The following is a 14,192-nucleotide window of genomic DNA, read 5'->3' on the forward strand; positions in this document are numbered from 1 at the left end:
AGTGCTCCTTTTGGCGACTGTTGGCGACTCAGCCTTGCGAGGTCGGCTTGTCCATCGACTTCGCGGCCACACGGTCGGGCAGCACGCGGGCGATCAGCGCCGTGTCGCAGTACTCCTCATAGCGCACGATCTTGCTGTTCGCGACGTGGATCACGAAGACGTAGTCGTTGTCGTAGCGCTGGCCGTCGCGCGACACAGCCTTGCCTTTGGCCTGCACGACGATGACGTCGTCGCCATCGATGATGCGGGTCGGGGTGATGGCGCGCTCGACGAGGGCGTTGTTCAAGGGGCGGAAGATTTCGTCGATCAGGGCCTGCTTGCCCACGAACTCGCCGCTCCAGGAGGTGTCGCCGATGGTGCGCCAGACGACGTTGTCGTGGCAGGAGTCCAGGAAGATCGTGCGGTTGCGCTTGGCGATTTCGTCGAAGAGGTGCGAGATGAACTGGGCATTGGGCGAGAGGCTGCGCATCAGGGGCTCCGTGGGGTGTCGCTTGTGGAAAGAAGTCTGCACACCGGCGAGTACGGCTCAGCGCTGGTTGGCCGCGAGTTCAGGCATGAGCTCTGCGCTCGTCGCCAAGCGCGCGCCCTTCGCCCGCATGTCTGCCAAGAACGCCTCATGCTGCGCCTCGAACCCGCCCACCGGGCTCATGCAGTCGGTCAGCAGCACCAGGCGCTTGGCGCCGTCGCGCAGGTGTTGTGCGATGTGCTCGGTGGTGCTCTTGACGCAGTGGCTGCTGGCCTCGCCGGCGATAACGATCTGGTCGGCGCGATCGAGTTGTGCGATGAGCGCCCGGTTGAGTTGCGTGTCGGGGTCGTCGGCGTCGGGCACTTCGGCTTGCACGGCGCTGTAGTGCTCGGTCCAGGCGTTGTCGCCCTTGAAGACCTTTTCGACGACGCCGAGCTGGCGTTCTTCCCAGGCGTTGTAGGCGGCGCGCACGTCGGCGTGCACGTTGTGGCCCCAAGTGCCGATCTCGCAGTGCACGGGCCACACCATCAGCGTGTAGCGGCCACGGGCCTCGAGCTCGTCGAGGTAGGCCAGCGTGCGCGGCAGCGCGGCGGGGTCGCGCGGCTGGAACTCACCCGCGCGCACCTGGGCGGCGGTGATGGGGGTGAAGGGGCTCACCACCGAGCCATCGCCGCGCCGCCAGAAGGTGGGGTGCGCGATGTCGAGCCTGTGGTGCGAGTCGAGCGTGATGGCGATGTCGGTGAAGCCGGCACCGGCGTCGCGGATGAGCGCGGCCACACGCTGCATGTCGGCGTGCGCGCCGGCCACCGGCAGCGCGGGCGCGGTGCGTTCGCCGCTTTGCGCATCGACCGGTCGGTAGGCCTCGGGCACGTCGCAGAAGTCGTTCTGGGGGTCGATGACGAGGAGCTGGATCTGGCGCTGCATGGTCATGTCCTTCGCTGTGCGTTCGTTGGGTGTGATGTCACTCTAGCTCACTTAGTTTTGTATTGCAACTAACTATCGAACCACCCCCTCTCAGGAGGGAATCGTCGCGTATGCTTGTTCGTCAATTGCCTGACCGAAGCCGTGACCCCAGCCCCCAGCGCCCCGCCCATCATCTGCACCGTGGACGTGGTGCTGCTCACGCTGCGTGACGAGGCCCTGCACGTGGTGCTGCAAAAGCGCGAGCGCGAGCCCTTCGCCGGGGTGCTGGCATTGCCCGGAGGCTACATCCACCCGCAAGACGACGCGGATGCGACGGAGGCGGCCACGCGGGTGCTGCGCGAGAAGGCGAATCTGGCGAGCCCCTACCTCGAACAGCTCGCCAGCTTCAGCGGTGCGGCGCGCGACCCGCGCGGCTGGTCGGTGTCGGTCGCCTACTTTGCGTTGGTGCCGCTCGCCCTGCTGCAGGCCGCGAATGCGGCGGTCGAGCTGAAGCCGGTGGCGCGCCTGCCGGCCCTGCCCTTCGACCACCAGCGCATCGTGCAGCAGGCGGTCGAGCGGGTGCGCAACAAGAGCCAGTATTCGTCGCTGCCGGTGTACCTGTGCGGCGAGCGCTTCACGCTGCCGCAGTTGCAGGCGGTGTACGAGGCCGTGCTGGGCGAGCCGATCAACAAGGTGAGCTTTCGCCGCAAGGTGGACGAACTCGGCATGCTCGAAGCCATCGCAGGTGAGATGTCGTCGGGCGGTGCGCACCGGCCGGCACAGCTGTACCGGCTGCGCCGCGAGTTCAGGCACGCACTGTCCACCAGCGAACGAGGTCTGAACGCAAGAGGGTGAGCCCGCAGTTCGCCGTCCAGCGCGTGCGGAATCACCGCTTCCTACACACCGTTACGCTGCGGGCCGGTCGCAGTTGACAGGCGTCAACTCAACCCCACCCGGTGGCGCGCCGATGACGGCAGCATGAAGCTCAGCGGTTGGCACGGTGCCCACCGAACGTGCTCACGCTCAGGGAAACAACATGCGAAACAATTTGCCGGTCACGGCGAACGAATACCCCTTTCCGTCGGGCGAGACCCTCGTCTCGACGACCGACCTCAAGGGCCGCATCACCTATGTCAACCCGGCCTTCGTCACCGTCAGTGGCTACGAAAAGGATGAGTTGCTGGGCCAGCCCCACAACATGATCCGCCACCCCGACATGCCGGAGGAGGCCTTCCGCGACATGTGGGCGTCGATCCAATCCGGCAAGCCGTGGTCGGCCATGGTGAAAAACCGCCGCAAGAACGGCGACAGCTACTGGGTGGTGGCCAACGTGACACCGCTGCTCGAAGGCGACCGGCCCATCGGCTACATGTCGGTGCGCACGCAGCCGACGGCCGAGCAGAAGGCCGCTGCCGAAAGCCTGTACGCCACGATGCGCCAAGAGCAGGCCCACGGCCGGATCGTGCACCGCCTGTCGCTGGGCCGGGTGCAGCGGCACGACCTGGTCGGGCGCGTTCAGCGCCGGCTCACCTGCACGCTGCCCACGCGTCTTTCAGGCCTGTGCACCTTCGCTGCCGTGCTGGGCTACGGCTTCGGCGCGGCCGCGTCGTCGGGCGACTCGACATCGGCGGCCTGGGGCGCCGCCGGTTTGGTGGGCGCGGTGGCGGCGGGCCTGCTGGCCGGTGCGCGCGTGCGTCACCTCACGACGCGGCCCCTGCAGGTGCTGCTGACGAACGCCAACCGCATGGCCGCTGGTGACCTGACGCGCCAGATGACCAAGGAGTACGACGACGTGGTGGGCCGGCTCGCGCAGGCGCTGACGCAGCTCAACGTGAACCTGATGTCCATCGTGCGCGACGCACGCAACGAGGTCGTGCGCATCAAGGCTGGGGCGACCGAGATCAGCGCGGGCAACCGCGAGCTGTCGGCGCGCACCGAGACGCAGGCCGCCAACCTCGAAGAGACCGCCGCGTCGATGGAGCAGATCACCGGCACCGTGCGCCAGGGCGCCGAGAGCGCGCGCCACGCCGCCGAGCTGTCGCGCGAGGCCGAGCACATCGCACACGAAAGCAGCACGGTGGTGGACGAGGTGAGCCACACGATGCGCGCCATCAGCCAGTCGTCGGGGCGCATCGCCGAAATCATCCAGGTGATCGAGGGCATCTCGTTCCAGACCAACATCCTCGCGCTGAACGCGGCGGTCGAGGCCGCACGTGCCGGCGAACAAGGCCGCGGGTTCGCGGTGGTGGCCTCGGAGGTGCGTGCGCTGGCGCAACGCACCAACACGGCGGCCAAAGAGATCAAGACGCTGATCGAAGAGTCGGCCGACCGCGTGCGCAGTGGCGAAACGCAGGTGGCCGCCGCGAGCGGCACGATGCAAAAGGCGCTGTCGGCGGTAAAGCAGGTCAACGCGCTGATCGGCGAGATCAGCAACGGCGCGACCGAGCAGCTGTCGGGCATCTCGCAGGTCAACAGCGCCGTCGCGCAGCTCGACTCGATCACGCAGCAGAACGCGAGCATGGTCGAGCAGCTGGCCGCGGCCGCGAGCGCGCTCGAAAGCCAGGCGCAGAACGTGTCCGAAGCGGTGGGGGTGTTTCGCCTCGATGGCGCGGCCCCGGCCACACCGCCCGACGCCGTGGCACTGCGCCGTCAGGCGCGCGCCGGGCAGTTCAATGCGCGGTCGACTGGGCCAGTGCCAGTTCCCAGCGCTTCTTGAGCAAGGGCAGCGCGTGGTCGCGCCAGAACTGCGGCGAGATCGCGCCGTTGGACCGCCCGCCGCGCGCCAGGCGCGGCACGCGGAAGCACTGGTCCGACCCGAGCGGGCGGCTGCACAGCTGCTGGAAGCCCTTGGCGACCTGCGCGTGCAAGTCGCCCGCTGACACCGGCATGGGCGTCGCCGCGAAATGCTCGCGCAGCGCCTGCCACAGCATCGGGTCGCCCTGCAGACCCCAGTGCGCGGGCGCAGGCTCGAAGAGTTTCGCAAGCTTGGGCGGTGAACTGCTGCTCATGGAAACCTCGGCGGATGGGGCAAAGCGGAGGCCCGGGCGACGCGCGCAGCGCGGCGGGGCATGGTGTTGATCAGGCCTATTCGTCGTCGTCAGGCAGCACCGAGGGCTCGAAGTCGGCGTGCCGCACCACGGTGACCGGGATGGCCAACCGGTGCAGCAGCGAGTTCGACACCGACCCCAGCACCGCACCGCGCACGAGGCCCACGCCGCGTGCGCCCATCACCACGGCCTCGCAGTCGTGACGCTCGGCGGCATCGGCCAGTTCAGAGGCCGGGTCGCCCGAGACGACCTCGCTCTCGAACGGGGTACCGGTGACCTTGATCAGCTCTTCGGCCGGCTGCAGCGCATGGCGGCCCGCACCCTGCGCCACACGTTCGAGCGCTTCGGCGTCGGCGCCCGAGGTGACCACCTCGTACAGCGAGGCCGGCTCTTGCACGTTGACCAGCACGAACTGCGCATGCAGCCCGGCATTGACCAACTCGATGGCATGGCGCACGGCGTCGAGCGAAGCTTCCGAGCCGTCGATGGGCAGCAGGATCTTGATCACGCGGTCTCCTGAGGTGGTGGGGTCATCGTAAGGATGACGCGGGGCAATGCCAAGCGGGTTGTCCCCGCACAAGTTGGCGTGGAATCGCCGGGCTTTGGGGGCCTCAGCTCGCGGCCTCCGCCACAGGAGCTGCCGGGCTTTCGGGGACGTTGGGGGCCGCCTCGCCCGGCCTGGCGTCGTCCAGGTCGCCGTATTCGGTGGCGAACGAGCCCGCCTGCAAGCCCCGCTCGGTGAGCCAGCGCACCATCACGGCCTCGTAGCCGTGGGTGACGATCACGCGCTCGCAGCCGGTGGCGGCGATGGCGCGTTGCAGGCCCGGCCAGTCGGCGTGGTCGCTGAGCACGAAGCCGCGGTCCACCCCGCGCCAGCGGCGGGCGCCGCGCAGTTGCATCCAGCCGCTCGCGAAGGCGTCGGCATGGTCACCGAAGCGGCGCAGCCAGGTCGAGCCCTGCACCGAGGGCGGGGCCACGATGAGAGCTTGCGCGATGAGCGCCTTGTCGCGCGCTTCGGTGGCGGGCTGGGTCGGCGGCAGGTCGACCCCGGCGGCGCGGTAGGCGGCGTTGAGCGGTTCGACCGCCCCGTGCACGAGGATGGGGCCGATGCCCGCGTCCACCCCCGCGAGGATGCGCTGCGCCTTGCCGAAGCTGTAGCCCATCAGCACGCTGGCGCGCCCGGCCTGGGCGTTGGCCTGCCACCAGGCGTTGATGTCGGCGAACACCTCGCGCTGCGGTCGCCAGCGGTAGATGGGCAGGCCGAAGGTCGATTCGGTGATGAAGCAATCACAGCGCACCGGTTCGAAGGGCGCGCAGGTGAGGTTGTCTTCGCGCGAGTCGGCGTCTTCGCCGCTCAGGTAATAGTCGCCCGAGGCGACCCACACGCGGCCACGGTGTTCGAGCCGCACCTGGGCTGAACCGAGCACGTGGCCGGCCGGGTGCAGCGAGAGCTTCACGCCGTGGTGGTCGATGACCTCGCCGTAGTTGAGCGTCTGCAGCGAGATGCCCGCGCCGAGGCGCGCGCGCAGCACGCCTTCGGACGGCACCGAGGCGAGGTATTGCGTGTGGCCGACGCGTGCGTGGTCGGCGTGCGCGTGGGTGACGACGGCGCGGGCCACCGGCCGCCAGGGGTCGATGTAGAAGTCGCCCGGCGGGCAGTACAACCCTTCGGGGCGCAGCACCACGAGGTCGGCGGCGGGTTCGTGCATGCACGCATCTTGCCTTCGACCCGCCGACCGGACGGGTGGTGGGGCGTTGCGTTTGAAAACAGGGCTTGCGCGTCGGCAAGCGTGCACCTTGGATGGCCCGCCGATAATCCCGCGCTGAATCGAACGGCCGGGGCGGAACCCGGCCGCCGCAAACGCGTCACACCCGGCCTCTCGGCCGGAAAGAGGTGGAATGAACCAGGACTTGTCGATCGTCTCGCTGGTGCTCGAAGCCAGCTTCGTGGTGCAGCTCGTGATGCTGGGGCTGCTGCTGGTGTCGCTGGCGAGCTGGACGGTGATCTTCGGCAAGGTCTTCGGCCTGTCGAAGCTGCGCGCGGCCAATGAAGAGTTCGAGCGCGAGTTCTGGGCCGGCCGCAACTTGAACGACCTGTACAGCGACGCCGCCAACCGCGCCGACGGCGCCCCGATGGAGCGCATCTTCGCCTCGGGCATGCGCGAGTTCATGAAGCTGCGCGAACGCCGCGTCACCGATGGCGGGGCCTTGCTCGACGGCGCGCGGCGCGCGATGCGGGCGAGCTTTCAGCGCGAGCTCGACACGGTCGAGTCGAACCTGTCGTTCCTGGCCTCGGTGGGCTCGGTGTCGCCCTACGTGGGCCTGTTCGGCACGGTGTGGGGGATCATGCATGCCTTCGTCGGCCTGGCGAACATGACCCAGGTGTCGCTGGCCACCGTGGCCCCGGGGATCGCCGAGGCGTTGGTGGCCACGGCCATCGGGCTGTTCGCGGCCATTCCGGCGGTGATCGCCTACAACCGCTTCGCCCGCGACATCGACCGCATCGCGATGCAGATGGAGACCTTCATCGAAGAGTTCTCGAACATCCTGCAACGCAACGCCAGCCAGCCGCCTGCGGCGGCGGGCGTGCCGGGGCGCTGAGCCATGCCGGCCGTCGCATCGTCGATTCGCGGCAGCTCGCGCCGCCGCACCATCAGCGAGATCAACATGGTGCCCTTCATCGACGTGATGCTGGTGCTGTTGATCATCTTCATGGTCAGCGCGCCGCTCATCACGACCGGCGTGGTCGACCTGCCCACCGTGGGCAAGAGCAAGCAGCAGCCCACGAAGGTGATCGAGGTCATCGTCGGCAAGGACGAAGCGCTGCGCATCCGCATCGACGGCAAAGACGAATCGAGCGTCACGCTCAAGACCCTGGCCAAGCGGGTGGACACCGCCCAGGGCGGCGACGACCAGGCGCCGGTGGTGATCTCGGCCGACCGCAACGTGAAGTACGAGGCCGTGGTGAAGGTGATGGACACGCTGCAGCGCGCAGGCATTCAGCGCGTGGGTTTGTCCGTCAAGAACCTCGGCGCGTGAGTTGCGTTTGAACCGTCTGAGACTGCCCTGACCACAACCATGACCGCCAGCACGCTCGACCGCGACGCGCTGATGCCCCGCGAGCCGCAAGGCCTGGGGCCCGGCCTCGCGTTGGCCGTGCTGGTGCACCTGGGCCTGGTGGGGGCGCTGGCTCTGGGCGTGAACTGGCGCGCGAGCGAGCCCGAAGGCATCGAGGCCGAGCTGTGGTCGGCCGTGCCGCAGGTGGCCGCGCCGCGCGTCGAGGCTCCCCCCCCGCCACCCCCGCCCCCGAAGCCGGCGCGCGTCGAACAAGCGCCGCGTCAAGAGCCGCGCGCCGACGCGCAGATCGCCATCGAGAAAGAGCGCGCGCGCAAAGAAAAGCTCAAGCAACAGCAAGAAGACGAAGAGCGCAAGCGGCAAGAGCAGCTGAAGAAGGCCGAGGTCGACAAGAAAGGGGTCGAGCGCAAGCGCCGCGAAAAACTCGAAGCCGACCAGAAGCGGCTCGACGCCGAGCGCGAGCGCAACCTGCAAGACATCATCCGCAAGGCGGGCGGGGCCCCGGGCACCAGCCCGGGCACGGCCGACCGCAGCAGCGGCCCGTCGGCGGGTTACGCCGGGCGCATCAAGGCGCAGGTGATGCCCAACATCGTCTTCACCGAGACGACCACCGGCAACCCGACGGCCGAGGTCGAAGTGCGCGTGGCCCCCGACGGCCGCATCCTCAGCAGCAAGCTGCTCAAGGCGAGCGGCGTGACCGCCTGGGACGAAGCCGTGCTGCGCGCCATCGAACGCACCGAGGTGCTGCCCCGCGACGTGGACGGGCGCGTGCCGCCGGTGATGGTGTTGAAGTTCAACCGGAACGAGCGGTGAGGTGACCCGGCCCGCCGGGTCGTGCACCCAGAGAAAAGCCCGGCCAGGTGCACCTGCCGGGCTTTCTGTTTTGATGCGGTCGGCGCTTCGGCGTCAGCGCCTCTGCATCAACGCTTCGAATTGCGCGCCACGAACTCGCTCAGCGGTTTGACGACGTGGTTGGTGGCGTCGTCTTCGGCGGTCAGCACATCGACGTGGGTGTAGCCCTCGCTGATGTGCACCTCGAAGCCGCCGGCCACGCCGCCGTAGCTGCGGTTGGCGGCCAGCGGGTCCTGGCCCGAGGGCGTGCGGGCGACGCCAGCGGTGCAGCTTTTCGACGCGCAGGGGGCCAGCGACTCGGCGTAGCGGCGCCACACGCCGGGCACGGTGGTCAGGCCGTTGCTGCCGCCGAAAGCGATCACCGGGATGTCGACCTTGCGGGCCTGCGTCTGGTTGACGATGTCGGCACGGCCGCGACCGCCTTGCGCCACGGGCAGCGACAGCGCGCTGGTGTCGAGGCCGAGGTCCACACCGCCCGGGCCGGCGGCGTTGCCGATCAAGAGACCGGTGCCGGGGTAGTACCAGTCGCTGTAGGTCGTCTCGCCGACGAAGAAGCCAGGGATCATGCGCTTTAGGCGGGTGGACTCGACCTCTTGCCCCCACACGGGCAGCGGGCTCGTCATGCTGGCGAACATGGGGCCGAAGTTGCGCAAGGCGCTGGCAGGCAGCGGCTCGTCGCTGTCGATCCACGGCACCAGACCGTCGGCGCGCGGCGTGCCCAGTGCCCCGACCGAGACCGAATAGAACTGCGTGCGGGCGGACACGTCGTCGTCCATGAAGCTGCCGAGCGCGGCGCCGGCCGTCACCGGGAAGGGGCGGTCGCGGAAGTCGGCCACGCGGGTGTAGACGCGGTTGCCGGCGACGCCGCCTTGGTCTTGCTGCAGCAGGGCCTGCGCGCCGTTGATCGTGCCCTCGAAGGCGGCCTGCATGCCCGTGACTTCAGAGGACGCGTTCACGCGCGGCGTGAGGCCGGGCGCGGCCGTGTAGGCGGTGGCCGTGCCAGCGGCGATGGCGGCGGCCAAGCCACCGTCGGCCGCGGCGATCAGCGCGTCGAGCTGCGCTTGCGTAGGCGGCGTGGCGGCGAGTGCACCGCCCTGCCCTTCGAGCATCACCAGGCCGCGCAGCTTGGCGTAGCCGGGGTTGGGCTTGCCGATGCCCTTGAGGTTGAAGTCGGTCGCGGCGTAGCGCGCGGCGTAGCCGGTGCCGGCCGAATGGCCGCCGAGGAAGACGTTGCCGTTGCGGGCGAACAGGCGCGCGCGGTCGATCACGGCGTCGATGTCGAGCGAGTGCACCTGGGCCGTCCAGTTGCCGAAGAAGCCGAGATCGCGCTGCTCGTAGAACACCGCACGGCGTGTGAGCTTGGGGTGCAGCGGCAGCCCGAGTTCATCGCCGTACAAGAAGTTCAGCGCCACCGACGCGTCGCGTGCGCGCTCGGCCATGTTCAGGCCGTCCATGTCTTGCAGTTGCACCGAGCGGCGATCGACGCCCCAGACTTCGGCGACGAGCTTGTGGTCGGCCCACATGCGCTCGATGAGGTTCTCGGCCAGGATCATGAAGCTGTGCGACGAGGCCAGCGTGCCCGGCACCAGCACGACCACGGCGTCGGGCCGGGCGTTGCGCACCGCCCGGCGGTCGATGCGGTAGCGCGTGTAGCGCACCTTGTTGAGGTCGATGCTGGTGCTGCCGAACTGGGTGGCCAGCTTGCTGCCGGCCGGCACCACGACGCCGGGCGATCCCGGTGTGCCGGCGGGCTTGGCCTTGCTGGGCAGCGAATGGGTGTCGAACACCAGCTTGCCGACCTGGTAGGTCTTGGGGCCGCCGACGGCCGCCGCCGAGAACGAGGCCGCCGCGAGCAGGGCGAGCGAGAGGGTGCGCAGGCGCAGCACGGGGCGCGCCCCGGCAAGGCGTGAAGGGGTCATCGGGGGTCTCCTGACATCGGGGTTTGTTGTTTGTGGACGCGCGTTCATTCACGCCCGACCCCGACTGTAGCGACTGGATTCAACCCGCCCGCGTCGGGATTTGCCCCGTGTCGCGCCGCGGCGTCAGGGGCGCGGACTCAGCACGCGCCCGGCTCGCCCCACCCCCCGCCGCCGGGCGTTTCGACCACGAACACATCGCCCACGGCCATCTCGGCGGTGCCGATGTGCGGTAGGACTTCGACGCGACCATCGGCCCGCTCGACGCGGTTGAGCCCCACCGCCCCGGGCCCGCCGCCGTGCAGCCCGAACGCACCCTGCGTGCGGCCGTTGGACAAGATCGCCGCCGTCATCGGCTGCAGAAAACGAATGCGGCGCACCGCGCCCTCGCCCCCGCGCCAGCGGCCGGTGCCGCCCGAGCCGGCGCGAATCTCATGGGCCTCGACGCGCACCGGCACGCGGAATTCGAGCACCTCGGGGTCGGTCAAGCGCGAGTTCGTCATGTGGGTCTGCACGACGCTGGTGCCGTCGAAGCCCGGCCCGGCGCCCGAGCCGCCCGAGAGCGTTTCGTAGTGCTGGTGCTGCGCGTTGCCGAAGCTGAGGTTGTTCATCGTGCACTGGCTCGCGGCCATCACGCCCAGCGCGCCGTACAAGGCGTTGACGATGCAGGTCGAGGTTTCGACGTTGCCGGCCACCACCGCGGCCGGTGCGCGCGGGCTGAGCATCGAGCCTTCGGGGATGACGACCTGCAGCGGCTTCAGGCAGCCCGCGTTGAGCGGGATGTCGTCGTCCACCAGCGTGCGAAAGACGTACAGCACCGCGGCCATGCACACCGCGCGCGGCGCGTTGAAGTTGTTGGGCAACTGGGCCGAGGTGCCGGTGAAGTCAATCTCGGCGCTGCGTGCCGCGAGGTTCACCCGCACCGCCACGCGGATGCACGCGCCGTTGTCGAGCGCCAGCGCGAAGTGGCCGTCTTTCAGCGAGCCGATGGCGCGGCGCACCGAGGCTTCGGCGTTGTCTTGCACGTGCTGCATGTAGGCCTGCACCACCGGCAGGCCGAACTCGCCGACCATGCGGCGCAGCTCTTGCGCGCCCTTTTCGTTGGCGGCGATCTGCGCCTGCAGGTCGGCGATGTTCTGCGCCGGGTTGCGCGCGGGGTGCGGGCCCGTGGCCAGCACAGCCCGCACCTCGGCCTCGCGCAGGCGGCCGTGCTCGGCGACGAGCAGGTTGTCGATCAGCACGCCTTCGTCGGCGATGGTGGTCGAGAACGGCGGCATCGAGCCCGGCGTGAGCCCGCCGATGTCGGCGTGGTGGCCGCGCGAGGCGACGTAGAACAGCACCTCGGTGTCGGCCCTGTTCCAGACCGGCGTCACCACCGTCACGTCGGGCAGGTGCGTGCCACCGTTGTAGGGGTCGTTGAGCGCGTACACGTCGCCCGGCTTCATGCGGCCCGCGTTGCGCGCCCTCACCGTCTTGATCGACTCGCTCATCGAGCCCAGGTGCACCGGCATGTGCGGCGCGTTGGCGATCAACTGCCCATGGGCGTCGAACAGCGCGCACGAGAAGTCGAGCCGCTCTTTGATGTTCACCGACGAGGCGGTGTTCTGCAGCTGCAGGCCCATCTGCTCGGCGATGTTCATGAAGAGGTGGTTGAACACCTCAAGCATCACCGGGTCGGCCTGCGTGCCCACCGCGCGGGTGGCGGCGCGGGGCGTGCGGCGTTCGATCAGCAGGTGGCCGAGCGGCGTGACCTGCGCGCACCAGCCGGGCTCGATCACCGTGGTGGCGTGGGGCTCGGCAATGACGGCCGGGCCCGGCAGCCGGTGGCCGGGGTGCAGCGCGTCGCGGTGCACCAGGGCTGCGTCGTGCCACTGGCCGCCGGTGAAGAGGCGGGTCGGTGCGGTGGTGGGTGCGGCCTCGGGCGGGGGCACAGAGTGGGCCTGTTCGTTCGGCCGGTCACCGGGGGCGATGGCCTCGGCCGAGATCGACTCGACCACGAGCGCGCGGCCCGGCATCAAGAAGCCATGGCGCTGGCGGTAGGCCGCGTCGAACGCCGCCTGCAGCGCGGCCGCATCACCCCAGGGCACGGCGAGCGCCACGTCGCTGCCCTGGTAGCGCAGGTGCACGCGCTCGACCACGTGCACGGCGGCGTCTTGCACCTGCTCGCGCAGCGCGGCGCAGGCCGCGTCGGCGAGGGCCTGCATGCGCTGCGGCAGGTCACTCAGGTCCGCCAGCGGACGCTCGACCGCGCACTGGCGCAGCACGCCCTGGTCGGCCAGGCCCATGCCATAGGCCGACAGCACGCCGGCGAGCGGGTGGATGAACACACGCGACATGCCCAGCGCGTCGGCCACGCGGCAGGCGTGCTGGCCGCCGGCACCGCCGAAGCACTGCAGCGTGTAGCGCGTGACGTCGTGCCCGCGCGCGACCGAGATCTTCTTGATCGCGTTGGCCATGGTGCCCACGGCGATGTCGATGAAGCCTTCGGCGACCTGCTCGGCACCGAGCGGCTGGCCGGTGGCTGCGGCGACCTCGTGCGCCAGCGCCTCGAACTGCGCGACGACGGTGTCGCGGTCGAGGGCTTGGTCGCCTCGTGGGCCGAAGACGTTTGGAAAGTGCGCCGGCAAGACCTTGCCCAGCATCACGTTCGCATCGGTCACCGTGAGCGGCCCGCCGCGCCGGTAGCAGGCCGGGCCGGGGTTGGCGCCCGCGCTGTGCGGGCCCACGCGCAGGCGCGCGCCGTCGAAGCCGAGGATGGAGCCGCCCCCTGCTGCCACGGTGTGGATGTCCATCATCGGCGCGCGCACGCGGATGCCGGCCACCTGGGTGTCGAACACGCGCTCGAACTCGCCCGCGAAGTGCGACACGTCGGTCGAGGTGCCGCCCATGTCGAAGCCGATGAGCTGGGCCACCGCCGCCCCCGCCTGCGCGGTGCGCACCATGCCGACGATGCCGCCCGCCGGGCCGGACAGCACCGCGTCTTTGCCGGCGAACGCGGCCGCATCGACCAGGGCCCCCGATGACTGCATGAACAGCAGGCGCACGCCGGGCATCTCGGCCTGCACCTGCGCCACGTAGCGGCGCAGCACCGGCGTGAGGTAGGCATCGACCACCGCCGTGTCGCCCCGGCTCACCAGCTTCATCAGCGGGCTCACCGCGTGCGACGCGCTGACCTGCGTGAAGCCGAGCTCGCGCGCCAGCGCCGCCGCGCGCTGCTCGTGCGCGGGGTGCGCATAGGCATGCATGAACACCAGCGCCACGCTGCGCAGGCCGGCATCGAACGCGGCCTGCAGGTCGGCGCGCAGCGCGGTCTCGTCGAGCGGCTGCACCACGTCGCCGTGCGCGCCGATGCGCTCGTGCGCTTCGACCACGCGCGCGTACAGCAGCTCGGGCCGCACGATGTGCCGGTCGAACAGGCGCGGACGGTTCTGGTAGCCGATGCGCAGCGCGTCACGAAAGCCCTGGGTGATGACCAGCAAGGTCGGCTCGCCGCGCCTTTCGAGCAGCGCGTTGGTGGCGACCGTCGTGCCCATCTTCACGCAGGCCACGCGCTCGGGCGTCACGGCCTCGTCGGGCCGCAGGCCCAGCAGGTGGCGAATGCCGGCCACGGCCGCGTCGCGGTAGTGGCCGGGGTTGTCGGACAGCAGCTTGTGCGTCACGAGCAGGCCATCGGGCCGGCGGCCGACCACGTCGGTGAAGGTGCCGCCGCGGTCCACCCAGAACTGCCAGCGGCCCGGGGGTGCGAAGGGGGTGGTGTCGTCGGCCATGGGGCGCGATTACACCAAACCACCTCAGCAACAGCGCGGACTTTGCCCTGCTTCTCGGCCCTTCGGCGCAAGCTGCGCGGCCTAGGATTCGCGTGCGGGCGCGCTTCGCCCGCGCCTGGGCCTGCCCGCGTGCCGCGTCGTGCCGAGCAAGCGCCCGCCGAACCAC

At 69.9% G+C, this 14,192-nt stretch carries 12 protein-coding genes; 5 read left to right on the forward strand and 7 right to left on the reverse strand.

What is annotated here, in order from left to right:
• Positions 1-28 precede the first annotated feature (28 nt).
• Both AC1KAT_RS10830 and AC1KAT_RS10835 read right to left on the reverse strand, forming a co-directional pair.
• Positions 29-469, reverse strand: coding sequence for a nuclear transport factor 2 family protein (locus AC1KAT_RS10830; protein WP_480325668.1), 441 nt, complete (start codon positions 467-469; stop codon positions 29-31).
• 57 nt (positions 470-526) lie between these two features.
• Positions 527-1,390 carry a cysteine hydrolase family protein gene (locus AC1KAT_RS10835; RefSeq protein ID WP_480325670.1) on the reverse strand — a complete coding sequence of 288 codons (864 nt, stop codon included), beginning with the start codon at positions 1,388-1,390 and terminating at the stop codon, positions 527-529.
• Positions 1,391-1,531: 141 nt separating this feature from the next.
• Between AC1KAT_RS10835 and AC1KAT_RS10840 the strand changes: the two genes are divergently transcribed.
• Together AC1KAT_RS10840 and AC1KAT_RS10845 are read left to right on the forward strand one after the other, a co-directional pair.
• Complete coding sequence (locus AC1KAT_RS10840) at positions 1,532-2,224, forward strand: NUDIX hydrolase (RefSeq protein ID WP_480325672.1); 693 nt, start codon at positions 1,532-1,534, stop codon at positions 2,222-2,224.
• Between the two features lie 181 nt (positions 2,225-2,405).
• Positions 2,406-4,085 (forward strand): methyl-accepting chemotaxis protein, encoded by a 1,680-nt coding sequence (locus tag AC1KAT_RS10845; RefSeq protein ID WP_480325674.1) that lies wholly within the window; start codon positions 2,406-2,408, stop codon positions 4,083-4,085.
• Here AC1KAT_RS10845 and AC1KAT_RS10850 read toward each other — a convergent pair.
• From AC1KAT_RS10850 to AC1KAT_RS10860, 3 genes are all read right to left on the reverse strand, one after another.
• Complete coding sequence (locus AC1KAT_RS10850) at positions 4,039-4,377, reverse strand: MobA protein (protein WP_480325676.1); 339 nt, start codon at positions 4,375-4,377, stop codon at positions 4,039-4,041. The genes AC1KAT_RS10845 and AC1KAT_RS10850 overlap by 47 nt on opposite strands.
• Before the next feature lie 76 nt (positions 4,378-4,453).
• On the reverse strand, positions 4,454-4,924 hold the full coding sequence (locus tag AC1KAT_RS10855) for a universal stress protein (protein ID WP_480325678.1): 471 nt from the start codon (positions 4,922-4,924) through the stop codon (positions 4,454-4,456).
• Positions 4,925-5,027: 103 nt separating this feature from the next.
• Complete coding sequence (locus AC1KAT_RS10860) at positions 5,028-6,125, reverse strand: ligase-associated DNA damage response exonuclease (RefSeq protein ID WP_480325680.1); 1,098 nt, start codon at positions 6,123-6,125, stop codon at positions 5,028-5,030.
• Positions 6,126-6,315: 190 nt separating this feature from the next.
• Between AC1KAT_RS10860 and tolQ the strand changes: the two genes are divergently transcribed.
• From tolQ to tolA, 3 genes are read left to right on the forward strand one after another with little or no spacing between them, the layout of a single operon-like run.
• Entirely contained in the window at positions 6,316-7,017 is a 702-nt protein-coding gene (gene tolQ, locus AC1KAT_RS10865) for a protein TolQ (RefSeq protein WP_480325682.1), read from the forward strand.
• Between the two features lie 3 nt (positions 7,018-7,020).
• Positions 7,021-7,455 carry a protein TolR gene (gene tolR / locus AC1KAT_RS10870; RefSeq protein WP_480325684.1) on the forward strand — a complete coding sequence of 145 codons (435 nt, stop codon included), beginning with the start codon at positions 7,021-7,023 and terminating at the stop codon, positions 7,453-7,455.
• A gap of 39 nt (positions 7,456-7,494) precedes the next feature.
• Positions 7,495-8,304, forward strand: coding sequence for a cell envelope integrity protein TolA (tolA, locus tag AC1KAT_RS10875; protein WP_480325686.1), 810 nt, complete (start codon positions 7,495-7,497; stop codon positions 8,302-8,304).
• A gap of 107 nt (positions 8,305-8,411) precedes the next feature.
• On the opposite strand, the gene AC1KAT_RS10880 is transcribed toward tolA, so the two are convergent.
• Both AC1KAT_RS10880 and AC1KAT_RS10885 read right to left on the reverse strand, forming a co-directional pair.
• A complete protein-coding gene (locus tag AC1KAT_RS10880; RefSeq protein WP_480325688.1) occupies positions 8,412-10,262 on the reverse strand; it encodes an alpha/beta fold hydrolase in 1,851 nt (616 codons plus the stop codon).
• A 137-nt stretch (positions 10,263-10,399) separates the two neighbouring features.
• Positions 10,400-14,026 carry a hydantoinase B/oxoprolinase family protein gene (locus AC1KAT_RS10885; protein ID WP_480325690.1) on the reverse strand — a complete coding sequence of 1,209 codons (3,627 nt, stop codon included), beginning with the start codon at positions 14,024-14,026 and terminating at the stop codon, positions 10,400-10,402.
• Positions 14,027-14,192: the final 166 nt, after the last annotated feature.

The sequence above is a fragment of the Piscinibacter sp. PDB5-1 genome (assembly GCF_056676035.1).

Bases quoted from the DNA above. Each gene is read 5' to 3' on its own strand.
- AC1KAT_RS10830 (WP_480325668.1), bottom strand. From the start codon at position 469: ATGCGCAGCCTCTCGCCCAATGCCCAGTTCATCTCGCACCTCTTCGAC.
- AC1KAT_RS10835 (WP_480325670.1), bottom strand. From the start codon at position 1,390: ATGCAGCGCCAGATCCAGCTCCTCGTCATCGACCCCCAGAACGACTTC.
- AC1KAT_RS10845 (WP_480325674.1), top strand. From the start codon at position 2,406: ATGCGAAACAATTTGCCGGTCACGGCGAACGAATACCCCTTTCCGTCG.
- AC1KAT_RS10850 (WP_480325676.1), bottom strand. From the start codon at position 4,377: ATGAGCAGCAGTTCACCGCCCAAGCTTGCGAAACTCTTCGAGCCTGCG.
- AC1KAT_RS10860 (WP_480325680.1), bottom strand. From the start codon at position 6,125: ATGCACGAACCCGCCGCCGACCTCGTGGTGCTGCGCCCCGAAGGGTTG.
- tolQ (WP_480325682.1), top strand. From the start codon at position 6,316: ATGAACCAGGACTTGTCGATCGTCTCGCTGGTGCTCGAAGCCAGCTTC.
- tolR (WP_480325684.1), top strand. From the start codon at position 7,021: ATGCCGGCCGTCGCATCGTCGATTCGCGGCAGCTCGCGCCGCCGCACC.
- tolA (WP_480325686.1), top strand. From the start codon at position 7,495: ATGACCGCCAGCACGCTCGACCGCGACGCGCTGATGCCCCGCGAGCCG.
- AC1KAT_RS10880 (WP_480325688.1), bottom strand. From the start codon at position 10,262: ATGACCCCTTCACGCCTTGCCGGGGCGCGCCCCGTGCTGCGCCTGCGC.
- AC1KAT_RS10885 (WP_480325690.1), bottom strand. From the start codon at position 14,026: ATGGCCGACGACACCACCCCCTTCGCACCCCCGGGCCGCTGGCAGTTC.